This is a genomic window from Erythrobacter mangrovi (genome assembly GCF_013260645.1).
In the GTDB taxonomy this organism is placed as follows: domain Bacteria; phylum Pseudomonadota; class Alphaproteobacteria; order Sphingomonadales; family Sphingomonadaceae; genus Qipengyuania; species Qipengyuania mangrovi.
In genome coordinates this window covers 2,132,868-2,148,554 of sequence record NZ_CP053921.1, presented here as the reverse complement: position 1 = coordinate 2,148,554, position 15,687 = coordinate 2,132,868, and the positions used below count along the sequence as shown (strand labels likewise).

Here is a 15,687-nt window from a genome sequence, read left to right as displayed (position 1 = left end):
CGCGGCTTGCGCGCAAGTGTGGGATCGATGGAAAGCGGCGCGAGCGACGATCAGCTCCATGACGAGGTAATGCGACGCGATTCCCGTTCGCCGTGGCGCAAGAAGCGCTGGGCGATCCCCGGAATGCTCATTGCGGTCCTGTTTGTCGGCCTGGCCGTTGCCTGGCTTTCGCGCGAGCGTATCGCCGACAACATCATTGCCGATCAGCTCGAAGCCTACGATCTCCCGGCTAGCTACAAGATCGACAGTATCGCCGGCAGGCGGCAGGTGCTGTCCAATCTCGTGATCGGTGATCCGGCGGCACCGGACTTCACTGCGAAGCGTGTGGTGGTGACGCTGAAATACGGGATGGGGCTTCCCACGGTCGGCTCGGTTACGCTGGCCGAACCGCGCATTTATGGCAGTTTCCGCGACGGCCGGCTGACCTTCGGTACGCTCGACAGGGTAATCTTCGCTGAAAGCGATCAGCCGCCAACCTTGCCTGACTTCTCGCTTGCGATCCGTGACGGGCGCGGGCTGATCGAAACCGATTGGGGGCCAATCGGGTTCAAGTCGGAGGGGCAGGGCACGCTAAGAAGCGGTTTCGCGGGAATCTTCGCCGCGACGGCCCCCCGCTTGGCCTTGCCGGGATGCACCGGGCGCAACGCGACTGTTTTCGGCAAGGTCACCACCAGCGCCGGCGCTCCATCCTTTTCGGGCCCTCTTCGGCTGTCTTCGCTAGACTGCGTGGAGAGTGGTTTGACGATCGCCAACTACGCTGCCGCGCTCGAAGTGAGCCTGGACAAGGAGCTGGCCAATCCAACGCTGGATGCACGGCTGGACGGTGGGGAGACCCGCCATGCCGACTATGTCATCAGCGGATTGACCGGATCGATCCACGCGCAGCTGCGGGAAGGTGCAGCATCGGGCCGGTTCTCACTGGCAGGGCGTGGGGCGTCTTCGCCGCAGGTAGCGGCGGCGGTTTTGACCGCAGAGGGTCAGGCGCGCGGTAGCGCCGATTTGCGCAAGCTTGAGATCGACAGCCAGGTCGAAGGCAATGGCCTGCGGCTTGGTCCAAAACTGATTGGGGTGATCAATGACATGGTCGCGTCGGGTGAGGGCACACTGTTGGCACCGCTCGCCAGCCAGATCGGCCGCGCCCTCCAGGCCGAGACGAGGGGCAGTGCCCTGGCCGCCGATATCCGCGTGCGGAAGGGTGTTGAACGGCTGGCTGTGCTGATCCCCAGTGCCGAACTTCGCGGTGGCAGCGGTGGGCGGATCGTATCCCTGTCGCGCGTCGAGATTGCCAGCGATGGCAAGTCTCCTCCCCGGATCGCCGGCAATATCGCGATGGGTGGTGCGAACCTTCCTCGCATTGCCGGACGGATGGAGCGTGCTCCCGGTGGCGCCGTTGAGTTCAGTCTGGCGATGGAGCGTTATGCGGCCGGTGAGGCGTCGCTCGCCGTACCACGAATGGTCATGCGGCAGTCTGCCGCCGGTGCCTTGCGCTTCGCCGGGCAGGTCGTGGCGAGCGGTCCCTTGCCGGGCGGGGCGGCTTCAAACCTGAGGATCCCGGTCGATGGCAGTTGGTCCCCGGGAGGGACGCTGGCACTCTGGAGCGCCTGCACCGATGTCGACTTCGACCGCCTCGAGATGGCCAACCTGCGTTTTGAGCGACGCAGCCTCCAGCTCTGCCCACCGCGTGGCAAACCGATCCTTTCCAGTGGTGCAGGGGGCCTGCGGATTGCCGCTGGCCTGCCCTCGATCGATCTCGAAGGGTTCCTCGGTGAAACACCGATCCGCCTGGCCTCGGGCCCGATCGGCTTTGCCTATCCTGGCGCGATGACGGCGCGGGCAATCGATGTAACGCTCGGGCCGATCGACACCGCAAGCCGGTTCCGCATTTCGAACATCGATGCGTTCCTGGATAAAGGAATCGCGGGAACCTTCAGCGAGGCCGAAGTGAAGCTCGCGGCTGTCCCCCTCGATATCAGCGATGGCGCGGGGACGTGGGATTACGCGGATGGCCAGCTGTCGATTTTCGACGCGTCGTTTCGACTTACCGATCGCCAGCGGTCGGCGCGGTTCGAAGCGCTGGTAGCGCGCGGTGCGACGCTGGCACTGCGAGATAACGTGATCGATGCCAATGCGGAAATGCGTCACCCGGCGAGCGATCGCCTGGTTGGGGTGGCGGATATCCGCCACAATCTTGCAAGTGCAGCGGGCCATGCCGACTTGCTGGTGCCGAACCTCAAATTCGATGAAGGTTTGCAGCCGGATGAGTTGTCTCACCTTGCGCTTGGCGTCATCGCCAATGCTGATGGTATCGTAAGCGGGAAGGGACGTATCGACTGGGATGCCGAGGGTGGAATTACCAGCTCAGGCACATTTGGCAGTGAGGGTCTGGACTTCGCTGCGGCCTTCGGTCCGGTCAATGGCGCGAGCGGACAGATTGAATTTACCGATCTCCTCAGCCTGACCACCAAGCCGGGCCAGAAACTCTACGTCGCGTCGATCAATCCCGGCGTCGAGGTGCTGGACGGCGAGGTTGATTTCGAGCTGCGCGACGGCAAGGTGTTGACCGTTGCTGGCGGGAGCTGGCCGTTCATGGGTGGGCGTCTGATCCTGCGCAGCGTCGATTTCAATTTTGGGGTCAGCGAAGAGCGGCGTTATATCTTTGAGATCGTCGGGCTCGAAGCCGCTCAGTTCGTCCAGCAGATGGAGCTGGAGAACATCTCTGCAACCGGTGTGTTCGACGGTACGGTACCGATCGTATTCGACGCCAATGGAAATGGGCAGATCGAAACCGGTGTGCTGATCTCACGCCCGCCCGGAGGGAACCTCTCCTATGTCGGGGAACTCACCTACGAAGACCTTTCGCCGATCGCGAATTTCGCATTCGATGCGTTGAGGAGCCTCGACTATCGCCAGATGCGGGTCATCATGGAAGGTCCGTTGATTGGTGAAATTGTGACCCGCGTGCGCTTCGACGGTGTGAACCAGGGTGAAGGGGCCAAATCCAATTTCGTTACCAGGCGCCTGGCCGGGCTGCCGCTGCAGTTCCGCGTCAATATCAAGGCGCAATTCTACCAGCTGCTCACCAGCCTGAAGTCGCTCTACGATCCCGCCGCAGTGCGCGACCCACGCGAACTGGGCTTGCTGTCCGATGACGGCAAGCGCTTCATCCGCCGCGAGGTGTCTGGCGAGGATGCAACCCCGAAAATCGAGCCGGAAGACCTGATTCCGGATGAATCACCCATTCAGCCGCAGGAAAGCGAGTGAGGCTTATGAATCCGCTTGAATTGACGGACCGCGTCGGCGCTGCGACATTCCCTGTCATGCAGGGGATCCGGAGCAGACGCGGTACGAAATGGATGGGAGCTGCGGGCCTGATCCCGTTCGCGCTTGCCGGGTGCATAACTATCAATGCCCCCGAAGAGCCGATTGTGATCGAGCTCAACGTCAACATCCGCCAGGAAGTGATCTACCGCCTCGCCGAGGATGCGGGGAACACGATCGAGGAAAATGCGGATATCTTCTGATGGGTGATCGAATGACCAAGCGACTGACCAAAGCGATGCTGACCGGCACCTTGCTTGCGACCGCCCTGAGCGGCATCGCCGTCCCGGCCTATGCCCAGCGTGATCCTGCCTACGCCGCCGCGCGTTCCGCCGGCCAGGTGGGTGAGAAGATGGACGGCTACCTCGGCATCGTCGGGGCAGAGACCCCTGAGCTGCGTCGGATCGTCAACGACATCAACATCAAGCGCCGCGCAGTCTATTCGGAGCGTGCCAAGGCCACCAACGCCACGCTTGAGGAATATGCTCTCACCGCTGGCTGCCAGGCAATCCTGGCGACGGTGCCGGGCGAAAAGTACCAGGCGCCTGATGGCACCTGGGCTACGCGCGGTGCTGGCGCGCCGATGCGCGATTCGCGCTGTCCTTGATCCGATCGAGTAGCGCCGCCATGGCAGCGAGGCCGCAGGACCTTGCTTTTGGACAATAGCGACCGAGAAGGGGGTCTGGCGTGTTGACTCGCCCATGCCCCCCTTCTAAGGGGGCGGCGCCCTCGGCGGGCAAGTCCGTGCCCGTGCCGCGCAACCCCCTCAAAAGGAGCAAGGCATGAGCGACGACAAACCTGCACGGGAGCCCATCCAGGAGGATGCGCGGATCGATGCGCTGGAGGCGCGGCTCAAGGCCGCACAGCAGCGTGAAGAGGAGCGCAACCGCCCGCAGGTATCGGGGCCAGACGCGAACTATCGCAGTGGCAACAAGGTGCTGGCGGACCTGCTAGGGGGGCTCCTCGGCGGAACGGTGATCGGGTATGCCATTGGCTATTTTACCGGCACCAATCCCTGGGGTCTGTTAGTCGGCCTGTTCCTTGGGATCGGGGTGGCTTTCAGGAACATTATCCGCGCGGCAAATCAGCGTCCCGACGAATAAGACCGGATTTCCGGGATTTGCGGGGCGCTGTTTACATGGATTAGGGACTTACCGGACGTGGCAGCCGAACAGGCCAAAGTCGACCCGATGCACCAGTTTACGATCGAGCCCATGCTGGGTTCGGCGAACTGGGAGATTGCGGGCTACAATATCGCCTTCACCAACAGCGCGCTGTGGATGCTCATCACTACCGTGGTGCTGTTCCTCTTCGTGCTTGGCGGGATGAAGCGCGAACTCGTTCCCGGGCGCTGGCAGATGACAGTGGAGACCTTCACCGGTTTCATCGACTCCATGCTGGAAGCCAATATTGGCAAGGAAGGGCGCAAGTACGTGCCCTACGTCTTCAGCCTGTTCATGTTCATCCTGTTCGCGAACCTGCTGGGCCTGCTGCCGCTTGGCGTGATCGGCCTCCATCCGTTCACCTTCACCAGCCATTTCACGATCACCGGTGCGCTGGCGATCCTTTCTTTCTCGATTGTGCTGATCGTCGGTTTCTGGAAGCACGGCTTGCACTTCTTCAGCCTGTTCGTGCCCCACGGCACGCCGCTGCCGATGATCCCTGCCATCGCGGCGATCGAATTCATCTCGTTTATGATCCGTCCCTTCAGCCTCGGCCTGCGACTGTTCGTCGCAATGATGGCCGGTCACGTGCTGCTTGAAGTGCTGTCGAGCTTCGTCATCGACGGTACCAACGCCGGCGTGCTGTGGGGCGGGGTCGTGGGCTTGCCCAGTTTCCTCCTGATGATCGGTATCTGCGCGCTTGAGCTGCTGGTGTCGGGCATCCAGGCCTATGTCTTCGCGCTGTTGACCTCGCTGTACATCAACGACGCCGAGAACCTTCACTAAGTTTCGTCTCAATACATCTGTTTTCCCAAAGGAGTTTGTCATGGAAGTAGAAGCTGCAAAGCTGGTTGGTGCGGGCCTCGCCGCGATCGGTGCCGGCATGGCCGCTATCGGCGTGGGTAACGTCTTCGGTTCGTTCCTTGAGAGCGCGCTGCGCAACCCGGGTGCCGCTGATGGCCAGCAGGGTCGTCTGTTCATCGGCTTCGCCGCTGCCGAACTTCTCGGCCTGCTGGCGTTCGTCGTTGCGATGATCCTGATCTTCGTCGCCTAAGACAGATCACGACTTGCGGTCGGCCGGGGATTATCTCCGGCCGACCTTCCAGTTTCCCGTATCCGCCTTTCGAGAGCTGCAATGCCACAGATAGCACAGCTTGCCGAAACCTGGTCCAGCCAACTGTTCTGGTTGTTCGTGTTCTTCGGCTTCACCTTTTTCGTCATTGGCCGGGGCATGGTGCCCAAGGTTATGGCGACGGTGGCCCAGCGCGACGAGCAGATCGCAGGCGACCTCGCCGCGGCCCGCGCTGCGCGCGACGCCGCCGACGCGCAGGAAGAAGCCTGGCGGGTACGCGAGAACGAAAACCGCGCCGCTGCTCAGGCACTTGTGGCCAAGGCCAAGGCCAATGCTGCGGCGAAGTCTGAAAAGACCATCGCTGCGGCGCAGAAGCGTCTCGACACCAAGCTGGCTGATGCCGAAACCCGTATTGCCGAGGCGCGCGCTGCTGCGCTGACCGAGGTGGAATCGGTGGCGGTTGAGGCAGCTCAGGACATCGTGTCGCGCCTGGCTGGCGTGAAGGTCACGAAACCCGCTGCTGCGAAGGCGGTCAAGGAGGCGATGAGCAATGGCTGAGCAAGCCCCTGAAATCCTCGCCACCGAAAGCGCCGAGGCCCTAGTCCAGGAAGGGCATGGTGCCGAAGTGCAGCACGTCGAACCGGAACTGTGGGGACTCGCGCCCTTCCAGGTCGTGTCGGTGGCGATGGCAGTCTTCCTGCTGATCGCGATCTTCGGTGCGAAGGTACACAAGTCGATCGGCGGCGGTCTCGACAACAAGATCGCGGCGATCAAGCAGCAGCTCGACGAAGCCAAGGCGCTGCGCGCCGAGGCAGAGACGCTGCGTGACGAATACGCCGCGAAGATTGCCGGGGCCGAGAAGGACGCCGAAGCGATGCTGGCCAACGCGCAGCACGAAGCTGACGCAATCCTCGCCAAGGCAGAGAGCGACAGCAAGGCGATGGTCGAGCGCCGCAAGCGCATGGCCGAGGACAAGATCGCCGCCGCCGAGCGCGAAGCCATCGAGGATGTGCGCAACCGTGCCGTTAGCGCCGCGACCGCCGCGAGCCGCAAGCTGATTGCCGACAAGCATGATGCCGCTGCCGACAAGGCGCTGGCCGACAAGGTCATTGCCGACATCTGAAGTCGCTTGTCAAAGAGCATTTGAGGGGGCGGTCCTGCGGGGCCGCCCTTTTCGATTCTCCGGTCCGTATCAGGGCTCGATTACGATTTTCCCGATGACTTCGCCTTGGCGCATCGCCTCGAAAGCCTCGCGCCAGCGGTCGAGGGGGAGGACACGGTCGACATGCGGGGTGATGCGGCCTTCGTTCACCAGGACAGCCAGCTCTTCCGCGATGCGCTTGCCGCGTTCGGGGAAGCGCCGCGCATATTCACCTGCGCGTACGCCGACGACAGAGAAGCCCTTAATCAGCGGAATATTGACCGCGATCTCCGGAATCCTGCCGGCGACGAAACCGATCACCAGCAGCTTGCCGCCAAACGTCACACAACGCGTGCTTTCGTCGAACACGTTGCCACCCACCGGGTCAAACACGAGGTCGCACAGCCGCCCGTCGGTCAGTTCGGCGACCTGTTCGCGGAAGCGACCGGTGTTGAGGATCGCGGCGTCGGACTTTGCGGTCCGTGCCAATGGGTAGAGCTTGTCGCCACGCCGTGTGGCGGCAATCACCGTGGCGCCCAGGGCCTTGGCCAGGTCGCAGGCGGCAAGCCCAACACCGCCACTGGCCCCATGCACCAGCACAGTCTGGCCTGCCTGCAATTGCCCCAGTTCGACCAGTGCGACATAGGCGGTGTGATAGGCCGCCCCCATCGAAGCGGCGGCGGTGAAATCGAGTCCGGCGGGAATTGGCCGGACCGATGCGGCGGGTAATGCGACGTATTCGGCGAAGGCGCCGGTCTTCGCGCCGCCCATGACACGGTCACCGACGGCGAACCCTGTCTCTGGGCCCGCCTTGACCACTTCTCCGGCCATCTCCAGGCCCGAGACGAAGGGTAGCTCGGGTTTGAACTGATACTTGCCCTGCGTCATCAGCAGGTCGGGATAGTTGAGCGACGCCGCTCGCACCTGGACGAGCACTTCGCCGATCTTCGGTGACGGAATATCGATCTCGACGAGTTCCGCGCCCGAAAGGTCGGGGGATAGACGGCCTACCTGCAGTGCCCGCATATCAATCGAACACCGACATATCGAGCGCTTCCGACTGGCCGAACCAGATGACGTAGCGCGTGTGGTCGACCAGATCGTTTCCGCTCACTCCATGCGCAAAGATCGTCAGGTCGCCACGCGCCTCCGGTGCCCAGACGGCGAACTGCGCGAACTGCTCAGGCCGCAGCGACAATTGGCATGAGCCGCGCGGATGTGGGCCGACCGGTGAGGTGTGAAAATGCCCCACTGGCATCCCAAATGCGTTCTGCGCGGCCTTGGCGAAGGCGCGGGCGGCCTCGATCTCGGCGGGATCGAAGTAGATGTGCGCGTGATATCCTTTGATCGGCACGGTCAAAAATTGTCCTTGGCGGCGCGCAAGGCGGCAAAGGTTTCCGCCGGGCTGGTGCCGCCCCAGCGATCGCGCAGATCGGCGCTGTCGGCGCGCAGGAAGGGATTGGTGATCAGTTCGCGCGACAGCACGGTGGGTACGGTCGGAAGTCCCTTGGCGCGCTTTTCCTCCACCTGTGCGGCATAGAGCCGCAGCTCGGCATTATCGGGATCGGCATGAACCGCGAACCTTGCGTTCGACGCGGTGTATTCGTGTGCGCAATAGAGCAGCGTGTTGTCAGGCAGCTGCCGGATGCGGTCGAGGCTGTGCCAGAATTGTTCGGGCTGGCCTTCGAACATGCGCCCGCAACCCAGAGCAAACACGCTGTCGCCCACGAAAGCCACGTCGGCCTTGGCGATGTGGTAGGCGATGTGGCCGTTGGTGTGGCCCGACACGTCGATCACGCGTGCCTGCCAGTCCCCCAGCATGACCGCGTCTCCATTGCCGACGACACGGTCGATCGGGGAAATTCGCTCGACTTCCTGCGGAGCGATCACGGTCGCGCCGGTTGCATCGACGATGGCCTGGTTCCCGCCCGCATGGTCGGGGTGCCAGTGGGTGTTCCAGATCTGGGTGATCGTCCAGCCCTTGGCTTCGGCCTGGCGCAGATATTCTGCTCCGTCGGGCGTGTCGATCGCCGCGGTTTCGCCGCTTGCGGGATCGTGGACGAGGTAGCCGTAATTGTCGGACAGGCAGGGGAACTGGTGGATCTCTAGCATGGCAGTCGTGTTGCCCTATCGCGTTGCTTCGTGGGGGCGGCAGCCTAGGCGCGATCCTACATGTAGGAAAGGCCCGCCTGCGGGTCTCGCAAGCGGGCCTTTCCGATTACCCTGGATGGGTCGGAAGGAGCTTAGTCCTTCTTCGCCTTCAGCGCTTCGCCGAGGATGTCGCCCAGCGACGCACCCGAATCGGACGAGCCGAACTGTGCCACGGCTTCCTTCTCTTCGTGGATCTGGCGAGCCTTGATCGAGAAGTTGGGCTTCTTGGAACGGTCGAAGCCGGTGACCATGGCGTCGACCTTCTGGCCGGGCTGGAAGCGGTCAGGGCGCTGCTCGTCGCGGTCGCGGCCGAGGTCCGAACGCTTGATGAAGCCGGTCGCACCGTCTTCGCCAACCTGCACTTCGAGGCCGCCGTCGCGCACTTCGAGCACGGTCACAGTGACCACCTCGTTCTTGCGCAGGCTGCTGCCAGCGCCGGCTTCGGTCGGAGCACCCTTTTCGAGCTGCTTCATGCCGAGGCTGATGCGTTCCTTCTCGACATCGACGTCGAGAACGACGGCATCGACCTGCTCACCCTTGCGGTGCAGGGCCAGCGCGTCTTCGCCCGAGATGCCCCAGGCGATGTCCGACATGTGGACCATGCCGTCGACGTCGCCATCGAGGCCGATGAACAGGCCGAACTCGGTCGCGTTCTTGACTTCGCCGGTGACCTTCGAGCCAACCGGGTGCTTCTCGGCGAACTCTTCCCACGGGTTGCGCTGGGCCTGCTTGAGGCCGAGCGAGATGCGGCGCTTGTCGCTGTCGACTTCCAGCACCATCACTTCGACTTCCTGCGAGGTCGAAACGATCTTGCCCGGGTGGACGTTCTTCTTGGTCCAGCTCATTTCCGAAACGTGGACCAGGCCTTCGATGCCCGGCTCGATTTCGACGAAGGCGCCGTATTCGGTGATGTTGGTGACGGTACCCGACATCTTCAGGCCGACCGGATACTTGGCGGCGACGCCATCCCACGGATCGCTCTCGAGCTGCTTCATGCCGAGGCTGATGCGCTGCGTGTCTTCGTTGATGCGGATGATCTGGACGGTGACCGACTGGCCGATCTCGATCATCTCGCTCGGGTGGTTGACGCGCTTGTAGCTCATGTCGGTGACATGCAGCAGGCCGTCGATGCCGCCGAGGTCGACGAAGGCGCCGTAATCGGTGATGTTCTTGACGACGCCGTCGATCACCTGGCCTTCGGTCAGCTTGTCGATCAGCTCGCTGCGCTGTTCGGCGCGGGTTTCTTCAAGCACGGCGCGGCGCGAAACGACGATATTGCCGCGGCGACGGTCCATCTTGAGGATCTGGAAGGGCTGGGTCATGTCCATCAGCGGGGCGACGTCGCGCACCGGACGGATATCGACCTGCGAACCGGGCAGGAAGGCCACGGCGCCATCGAGGTCGACGGTGAAGCCGCCCTTGACGCGGCCGAAGATGCGGCCGTCGACGCGCTTGCCTTCGCCGAACTCGCTTTCAAGCTTGTCCCAGGCGGCTTCGCGGCGGGCGCGGTCGCGCGACAGCATGGCTTCGCCGTCGGCGTTCTCGACGCGGTCGACGAAGACTTCGACTTCGTCACCGACTGCCGGTGCCGCGTCGCCTTCGCCACGGAGGAATTCCTTGATGTCGATGCGGCCTTCGCTCTTCAGGCCGACGTCGATCATTGCATAGCCGTTCTCGACGGCGGTAACGGTGCCCTTGACGACGCGACCCTCGAAGCCGCCGTCATCGGCGCCACCGAGCTGCTCGTCGAGCATCTTCGCGAAATCATCGCGGGTAGGGTTGGCAGAGGTTGCCATGTGAATAGTCCTTCGATCGTTTTGCTACCGGCCACCGGTTTGTCCGGGGTCTTTCTCCGTCTCCCGCACCATTGCGGGGCTAACGGGGCAAGAGGGCCGTTGTCTCCGCGAGGCCGCATGCCGCCGCGAAGGTCCTTCCAATCCAAAGATTGCGAGAACGGGCGCGCGCCTAGGCGAAACGAGGGTGGAAGGCAAGCAAATTGCGGGGTGCGAGCCCTACAGGATGGAACACATGGAACAGGGTCCGGAACGACAATCTCGCTGGGCAGGCACAAGCCGCAGGAATGGCGGAATTGCTTGTGTTTCGACCTGCCGGATGCGCCATGCGGACCGGTCTGCCACTGTTGGACGCAAGTAGGAAAACGGTTTGCTAGGCGGCCTGTGCGTCGAGCTGCCGGTCATGCAGTTTTGTGAGCAACAACAGGGCAATGGCGGCACCAATTACGCACATCAGCATGTCCCACTGCGTATCCCAGGGATCGCCTTGTGTGCCGAGGAATTCGTCGGCGCCCTGACCCAGCGCCATCGCCGCCCCGAATTCGATCAGTTCGTAAGTGGCGCTTACTGCGAGAGCGCAGGCGAGCACCAGCACGGTAAGCAAAAGGCCACGGCGTAGCCCACCGAACCGCACCAGCAATTCGCGCAGCACAATGGCCGGGACGAAGCCCTGGATGAAATGCCCGAAGCGATCATAGGGATTGCGGGCGAGATCGAGCCAATCCTGCACCGCGAAGCCAAGCGGAACGCGGGCATAGGTATAGGCGCCACCAAGCATCAGCACGAGTCCGTGGAAGCCGATCAGCGCAAGCGCCAGCGTAGTCAGCGGGAAGCGCTTGGCACTGACCCACAGGATCGGCAGCGCGATCAGTGCCGGGGCCACCTCCATCAGCCAGGTTCCGCGGTCATATGGCGCCCAGCCAGACGCGACGAACGCCGCGAACCAGACTGCGGTCAGCGCGATCAGTCGCGAACGATAGCCTTGCATGCCGTCATACCCCCGTCATCGCGACCGATGGCACAGGGCTTATCCGCAGCTGTGACAGGTGGGCAAGGGCCAGTCACCGACGTAGCGCATCGCCACATTGCAGCGTTCATAGCGGGCACCGTATTTGGCCATGATGTCCGCATCATGCGCGAAGCCGAGCTTCTCGTAGAGATGGATGGCCGGGGCGCATTTGCTGTTGGTGAGGAGGTACAGCTCTTCGGCACCAAGCTGCCTGGCACGCTCGATCATGCCTCCGAGCAGGAACTCGCCCGCCTTCAGGCCCCTCGCGCTTTCGCGGACGCCCATCTTGGTCAGCTCAAAGGCGCCCGGCCCGGTCTTCTGGAGCGCGCAGGTGCCGACGACACCGAGGCCGGCCGCTTCGACGAAAAGGACGTCGCCGCCCGGATCGACGATCTTCGCCCGCGGGTTTTCGAGCACTTCGCGATCGGTATCTTCCAGCGTGAACATGGCCTCGATCCACTCGGCATTGATGTCGTGGAACTCCCCCGCGAGGTCATCGTCGAATTCACGCAGCGAAAGCTTGCCGGGGGTCGCACGCGCGGCGCGTTCGGCGATCGAGGCTTCGGCAAGGGCAGCTTCGATCACGGCCAGCTGGCGCAGGAAGTCGCCGTCAAGCTGCGCGAGGATTTCCTCGGCCGCCATGCCGACGCGGGGCCAGACCTCCGACGCGATAGTCCGCGCCATTTGCTCGCCCGTGGGCGTCAATGCGACCGTCCGGCTCCGCTGGTCGGCGCAGGCGGTATCGGCGACGACGCCCAGTTTTCGAAGCTGACCTACGGTGCGAGTAATGCCAGGCTGGCTGGTGCCGCTCGCTTCGGCCAGCTGCCCGATGGATTTTGCACCTGTGCGCAGGGCAGCCATGATTGCCATATGCCCGGGCTGCAGCGGGAGCCCCGCCTCGGCGATAACCGTGGCGGCGCTTGCCTGCATCCGCTCGCCAAGCCGTTTCAATCGACTGCCCAGGAAAGCAGGTCCCATCTGCGCGACGACGTCGACCATGTCACATATCCTATACCACGTTATATAACGCGTTATAGAAAGGCAAATGGATCTATGCAAGGGCACCGCGCCCACAACCGGGACGCGAATGTCGATTGTGAGCTGCGCGGCCTAGCTCGCCGCTTCGGTGACCGCCGCGATGGCTGCTGCAATTGCCTCTTCGCGGCTCAGGGCGCTGGTATCGATGATTTTCGCGTCAGGGGCCGGAACCAGAGGGGCTGTCGCACGGGTGCTGTCGCGTTCGTCTCGGCGGCGCAGGTCGTCCTCGATCTCGAGCAGTGTAACCTGTACGCCGCGCTCGTGCATCTCGCGAAAGCGCCGCTGGGCGCGGGCGGCGACGCTGGCGGTGACGAACAGCTTGGCTTCGGCCTCCGGTGCAATGACCGTCCCGATATCGCGACCGTCGAGCACCGCCCCGCCGGGCTGCAGGGCAAAGGCGCGCTGGCGATCGAACAGCGCCCGGCGGACCTCGGGATGGACGGAAACGCGGCTGGCCAGCCCTCCGGCCTCTTCGGTGCGCAGCGCCGGATCGTCGAGCAGGCTGTCGGGAAAACCCGTTGCCGCCGCCGCATCCGCGGCATCGTCGGGATCCCCGCCATCGAGAAAGACCTGCCGCCCGACGGCGCGGTAGAGCAGGCCGGTATCGAGGTGCGGCAATCCGAAATGTGCCGAAAGAGCCTTGGCGATTGTACCCTTGCCCGAGGCGGTCGGTCCGTCGACGGCGATGATCATACGGACCTACTCCGCGCTCGCAGCGCTTTGCCCAGGCCCCATAACGCAATCGCAGCCCAAAAGCCTTCGAGCACGAGGCTTGGCCAGTTGGTGTGCACCAGCAGCGAAACCGTCAGGAAGGCGGCGCCTGCGAGGTTGGTGCCGTGCAGCACGTAGGGGTTCGGTTCGCTCTTGGCGGTCATATAGGCATAGGCACCGATGATGCAGGCCATGCCGACGAAGCCGATGAGGGTTGCCCAGTCGGTCGTCATGCTGCCGCCTCTTCCAGCAGGGCGATGAAGTTCGGGAAGCTCGTCGCAATCGGGTCGATGCTGTCGATTTCCACACCGTCGCGGCTGGCGAGGCCGGCAATTGCCATGCTCATCGCAATGCGGTGGTCGAGGTGCGTCTTGGTCCGGCTGTTTGCGGTTCCGCGCAGCGGGGCTCCGCCACTACCCTCGATGATCAGGCCGTCTTCGGCTTCCTCGAGTTCGACGCCGGCACCCGTGAGCGCGTCAGCCATGGCGCTGATCCGGTCGCTTTCCTTGACCCGCAGTTCTTCGAGCCCGCGGGTGACGGTCGTGCCTTCTGCCATCGCGGCGGCGACGAACAGCACCGGGAACTCGTCGACCATGCTAGGGACGACAGTCGGATCGATTTCGATGCCCTTGAGCGAAGCGTGGCGCACGCGCAGGTCCGCAACCGGTTCTCCGCCGACCTCACGTTCGTCCAGCTTGTCGATGCTGGCGCCCATCTGTGTCAGCACGCGGAAGATGCCGTCGCGGGTGGGGTTGAGGCCGACGTTTTCGATGACCAGGTCGCTGCCGGGTACGATGCTCGCCGCGACCGCGAAGAAGGCGGCGGAGGAAGGATCGCCTGGAACGACAATGTCGCAGGGGTGCAGGTCCGCAGGGCCATGGATGCGGATGATCCGCTCGCCGTTGTCTTCCTCGACAGTCAGCTCGGCACCGAAGCCGCGCAGCATGCGTTCGGTATGATCGCGGGTGGGCACGGGTTCGATCACCGTGGTGATCCCGGGCGTGTTGAGCCCTGCGAGCAGCACCGCGCTCTTCACCTGTGCGGATGCGACAGGCAGGCGATAGGTGATTGGGACGGCTGGCTGCATTCCTTCCATCATCAGAGGCAAGGTGCCACCGGGGGAGGGCGTGAAGCTCGCCCCCATAGTCGAAAGTGGATCGATCACGCGGTTCATAGGACGCTTCGACAGGCTGGCATCGCCGGTGAAGGCGGCCGTTATCCCATGACTGGCGACGAGGCCCATCAGCAGGCGGGTCGAAGTCCCCGAATTGCCCATGTCGAGCGCCTGGCCGGGCTGCAGCAGTCCACCCACACCCACGCCATCGACGATCCAGTCATCGCCGTCCTTGGCGATCGATGCGCCCATCGCGCGCAAGGCGGCGGCGGTTGCAAGCACGTCTTCACCTTCCAGCAGACCCGATATGCGACTGTGGCCGACTGCCAATGCCCCGAACATCAGCGAACGATGACTGATCGACTTGTCGCCCGGCACGCGAATGCGGCCGGTCAATGGTTTGGAGGGTTGAAAACGGTGGGCGGTCACACAATCTCGCGCGTCTGAAGTGTCGTGATGTGTGCGGCGCTTTGACAGCGCGAATACCTTCTGGCAAGGCGCGCGCGCAGTTGATTCCCGGGCATCGGGAAACCATCACGAACAATACGAATTCATCGCTCCGCACCGTACCGGACGGGGCAGCAAATCCAAGGATTACACATGGTCAAACCTGAATGGGGCACGAAGCGGACTTGCCCGAAATGCGGCACCCGCTTCTACGATCTGACGAAGGACGAGCCCGTCACGTGCATCGAATGCGCCGAGGAATGGTTCCCCGAGCCGGTGCTCAAGTCGAAGCAGCCGATTCCGTTCGAGGACGAGAAGAAGAAGAAAGAGATCGAAGCCGACACCGATCTGGGTGGCGACGACGATGACGATCTGGACATCGACATCGATGAAGATGACGATTCGCCGGACAACGAAGTCGACCTGGGCGGCGACGACGACCTTGGCGTCGAGACCGTCTCCAAGGGCGACGACGACGATTCCGACGACACGTAAATTTGCTGTTGCATTGCGGTGAGGGCCCTTATATTGGGCGCCTCCCGCAAGGGTGACGCGCCTCCCAGGACGCGTCTTTCGGAAATGGCTCGGGGCCTTAGCTCAGCTGGGAGAGCGCTACAATGGCATTGTAGAGGTCAGCGGTTCGATCCCGCTAGGCTCCACCATTTCACCCGGATTTGATGGTAGTGAGCCGTGGCGACGGCTGCGGCTTGCTTCCACCACACCCGGGCAT

The 15,687-nt window shown here is 63.2% G+C and carries 18 protein-coding genes and 1 tRNA gene; 10 read left to right on the top strand and 9 right to left on the bottom strand.

The window, feature by feature from the left end:
- The first annotated feature begins 27 nt into the window (after nucleotides 1–27).
- The 8 genes from HQR01_RS10915 to HQR01_RS10880 all read left to right on the top strand — a co-directional run bounded on the left by HQR01_RS10915 (nucleotide 28) and on the right by HQR01_RS10880 (nucleotide 6,676).
- On the top strand, nucleotides 28–3,261 hold the full coding sequence (locus tag HQR01_RS10915; protein WP_234030142.1) for an intermembrane phospholipid transport protein YdbH family protein: 3,234 nt from the start codon (nucleotides 28–30) through the stop codon (nucleotides 3,259–3,261).
- Nucleotides 3,262–3,353: 92 nt separating this feature from the next.
- Nucleotides 3,354–3,521, top strand: coding sequence for a YnbE family lipoprotein (locus HQR01_RS10910; RefSeq protein WP_234030141.1), 168 nt, complete (start codon nucleotides 3,354–3,356; stop codon nucleotides 3,519–3,521).
- Nucleotides 3,522–3,532: 11 nt separating this feature from the next.
- On the top strand, nucleotides 3,533–3,925 hold the full coding sequence (locus HQR01_RS10905; RefSeq protein WP_407644591.1) for a YdbL family protein: 393 nt from the start codon (nucleotides 3,533–3,535) through the stop codon (nucleotides 3,923–3,925).
- Between the two features lie 175 nt (nucleotides 3,926–4,100).
- Nucleotides 4,101–4,421, top strand: a complete 321-nt coding sequence (locus HQR01_RS10900; protein ID WP_173214892.1) for an AtpZ/AtpI family protein — start codon at nucleotides 4,101–4,103, stop codon at nucleotides 4,419–4,421.
- Nucleotides 4,422–4,478: 57 nt separating this feature from the next.
- Entirely contained in the window at nucleotides 4,479–5,267 is a 789-nt protein-coding gene (locus HQR01_RS10895) for a F0F1 ATP synthase subunit A (RefSeq protein WP_267905490.1), read from the top strand.
- A 40-nt stretch (nucleotides 5,268–5,307) separates the two neighbouring features.
- On the top strand, nucleotides 5,308–5,535 hold the full coding sequence (locus HQR01_RS10890) for a F0F1 ATP synthase subunit C (RefSeq protein ID WP_040964046.1): 228 nt from the start codon (nucleotides 5,308–5,310) through the stop codon (nucleotides 5,533–5,535).
- An 81-nt stretch (nucleotides 5,536–5,616) separates the two neighbouring features.
- On the top strand, nucleotides 5,617–6,111 hold the full coding sequence (locus HQR01_RS10885) for a F0F1 ATP synthase subunit B family protein (protein WP_173214891.1): 495 nt from the start codon (nucleotides 5,617–5,619) through the stop codon (nucleotides 6,109–6,111).
- Nucleotides 6,104–6,676, top strand: a complete 573-nt coding sequence (locus HQR01_RS10880; RefSeq protein WP_173214890.1) for a F0F1 ATP synthase subunit B family protein — start codon at nucleotides 6,104–6,106, stop codon at nucleotides 6,674–6,676. Before HQR01_RS10885 ends, HQR01_RS10880 begins: the two co-directional genes overlap by 8 nt.
- 69 nt (nucleotides 6,677–6,745) lie before the next feature.
- Here HQR01_RS10880 and HQR01_RS10875 read toward each other — a convergent pair whose 3' ends face one another.
- From HQR01_RS10875 to aroA, 9 genes are all read right to left on the bottom strand, one after another.
- Nucleotides 6,746–7,720: an NADPH:quinone oxidoreductase family protein gene (locus tag HQR01_RS10875; protein WP_173214889.1), complete on the bottom strand. Its 975-nt coding sequence runs from the start codon at nucleotides 7,718–7,720 to the stop codon at nucleotides 6,746–6,748.
- A 1-nt stretch (nucleotide 7,721) separates the two neighbouring features.
- The gene (locus HQR01_RS10870) at nucleotides 7,722–8,048 is read right to left on the bottom strand and encodes a DOPA 4,5-dioxygenase family protein (RefSeq protein ID WP_173214888.1); all 327 of its coding nucleotides are present in this window, start codon (nucleotides 8,046–8,048) and stop codon (nucleotides 7,722–7,724) included.
- A gap of 2 nt (nucleotides 8,049–8,050) precedes the next feature.
- The gene (gene gloB / locus HQR01_RS10865; protein WP_173214887.1) at nucleotides 8,051–8,806 is read right to left on the bottom strand and encodes a hydroxyacylglutathione hydrolase; all 756 of its coding nucleotides are present in this window, start codon (nucleotides 8,804–8,806) and stop codon (nucleotides 8,051–8,053) included.
- A gap of 131 nt (nucleotides 8,807–8,937) precedes the next feature.
- Nucleotides 8,938–10,641 (bottom strand): 30S ribosomal protein S1, encoded by a 1,704-nt coding sequence (gene rpsA, locus HQR01_RS10860; protein WP_173214886.1) that lies wholly within the window; start codon nucleotides 10,639–10,641, stop codon nucleotides 8,938–8,940.
- 370 nt (nucleotides 10,642–11,011) lie between these two features.
- Nucleotides 11,012–11,626, bottom strand: a complete 615-nt coding sequence (locus tag HQR01_RS10855) for a DUF2238 domain-containing protein (RefSeq protein WP_173214885.1) — start codon at nucleotides 11,624–11,626, stop codon at nucleotides 11,012–11,014.
- A gap of 39 nt (nucleotides 11,627–11,665) precedes the next feature.
- Nucleotides 11,666–12,646: a bifunctional helix-turn-helix transcriptional regulator/GNAT family N-acetyltransferase gene (locus tag HQR01_RS10850; protein ID WP_173214884.1), complete on the bottom strand. Its 981-nt coding sequence runs from the start codon at nucleotides 12,644–12,646 to the stop codon at nucleotides 11,666–11,668.
- 111 nt (nucleotides 12,647–12,757) lie between these two features.
- On the bottom strand, nucleotides 12,758–13,378 hold the full coding sequence (locus HQR01_RS10845; RefSeq protein ID WP_173214883.1) for a (d)CMP kinase: 621 nt from the start codon (nucleotides 13,376–13,378) through the stop codon (nucleotides 12,758–12,760).
- Complete coding sequence (locus HQR01_RS10840; protein WP_173214882.1) at nucleotides 13,375–13,629, bottom strand: CBU_0592 family membrane protein; 255 nt, start codon at nucleotides 13,627–13,629, stop codon at nucleotides 13,375–13,377. The genes HQR01_RS10845 and HQR01_RS10840 overlap by 4 nt, the downstream gene beginning before the upstream one ends.
- The gene (aroA, locus tag HQR01_RS10835; RefSeq protein WP_173214881.1) at nucleotides 13,626–14,939 is read right to left on the bottom strand and encodes a 3-phosphoshikimate 1-carboxyvinyltransferase; all 1,314 of its coding nucleotides are present in this window, start codon (nucleotides 14,937–14,939) and stop codon (nucleotides 13,626–13,628) included. Before aroA ends, HQR01_RS10840 begins: the two co-directional genes overlap by 4 nt.
- Nucleotides 14,940–15,110: 171 nt before the next feature.
- Here aroA and HQR01_RS10830 point away from each other — a divergent pair, with 171 nt between their 5' ends.
- Nucleotides 15,111–15,452 (top strand): FYDLN acid domain-containing protein, encoded by a 342-nt coding sequence (locus HQR01_RS10830; RefSeq protein ID WP_173214880.1) that lies wholly within the window; start codon nucleotides 15,111–15,113, stop codon nucleotides 15,450–15,452.
- 91 nt (nucleotides 15,453–15,543) lie between these two features.
- A tRNA-Ala gene (locus tag HQR01_RS10825) sits at nucleotides 15,544–15,619 on the top strand.
- The last annotated feature ends 68 nt before the right edge of the window (nucleotides 15,620–15,687 follow it).

Excerpts from the sequence above, each read along its gene's own strand:
- HQR01_RS10845 (WP_173214883.1), bottom strand. The coding sequence starts at position 13,378 with ATGATCATCGCCGTCGACGGACCGACCGCCTCGGGCAAGGGTACAATC.
- HQR01_RS10885 (WP_173214891.1), top strand. The coding sequence starts at position 5,617 with ATGCCACAGATAGCACAGCTTGCCGAAACCTGGTCCAGCCAACTGTTC.
- HQR01_RS10875 (WP_173214889.1), bottom strand. The coding sequence starts at position 7,720 with ATGCGGGCACTGCAGGTAGGCCGTCTATCCCCCGACCTTTCGGGCGCG.
- HQR01_RS10850 (WP_173214884.1), bottom strand. The coding sequence starts at position 12,646 with ATGGTCGACGTCGTCGCGCAGATGGGACCTGCTTTCCTGGGCAGTCGA.
- HQR01_RS10855 (WP_173214885.1), bottom strand. The coding sequence starts at position 11,626 with ATGCAAGGCTATCGTTCGCGACTGATCGCGCTGACCGCAGTCTGGTTC.
- HQR01_RS10910 (WP_234030141.1), top strand. The coding sequence starts at position 3,354 with ATGGGAGCTGCGGGCCTGATCCCGTTCGCGCTTGCCGGGTGCATAACT.
- HQR01_RS10905 (WP_407644591.1), top strand. The coding sequence starts at position 3,533 with ATGACCAAGCGACTGACCAAAGCGATGCTGACCGGCACCTTGCTTGCG.
- HQR01_RS10880 (WP_173214890.1), top strand. The coding sequence starts at position 6,104 with ATGGCTGAGCAAGCCCCTGAAATCCTCGCCACCGAAAGCGCCGAGGCC.
- rpsA (WP_173214886.1), bottom strand. The coding sequence starts at position 10,641 with ATGGCAACCTCTGCCAACCCTACCCGCGATGATTTCGCGAAGATGCTC.
- HQR01_RS10890 (WP_040964046.1), top strand. The coding sequence starts at position 5,308 with ATGGAAGTAGAAGCTGCAAAGCTGGTTGGTGCGGGCCTCGCCGCGATC.
- HQR01_RS10915 (WP_234030142.1), top strand. The coding sequence starts at position 28 with ATGGAAAGCGGCGCGAGCGACGATCAGCTCCATGACGAGGTAATGCGA.
- HQR01_RS10830 (WP_173214880.1), top strand. The coding sequence starts at position 15,111 with ATGGTCAAACCTGAATGGGGCACGAAGCGGACTTGCCCGAAATGCGGC.
- HQR01_RS10840 (WP_173214882.1), bottom strand. The coding sequence starts at position 13,629 with ATGACGACCGACTGGGCAACCCTCATCGGCTTCGTCGGCATGGCCTGC.
- gloB (WP_173214887.1), bottom strand. The coding sequence starts at position 8,806 with ATGCTAGAGATCCACCAGTTCCCCTGCCTGTCCGACAATTACGGCTAC.
- HQR01_RS10900 (WP_173214892.1), top strand. The coding sequence starts at position 4,101 with ATGAGCGACGACAAACCTGCACGGGAGCCCATCCAGGAGGATGCGCGG.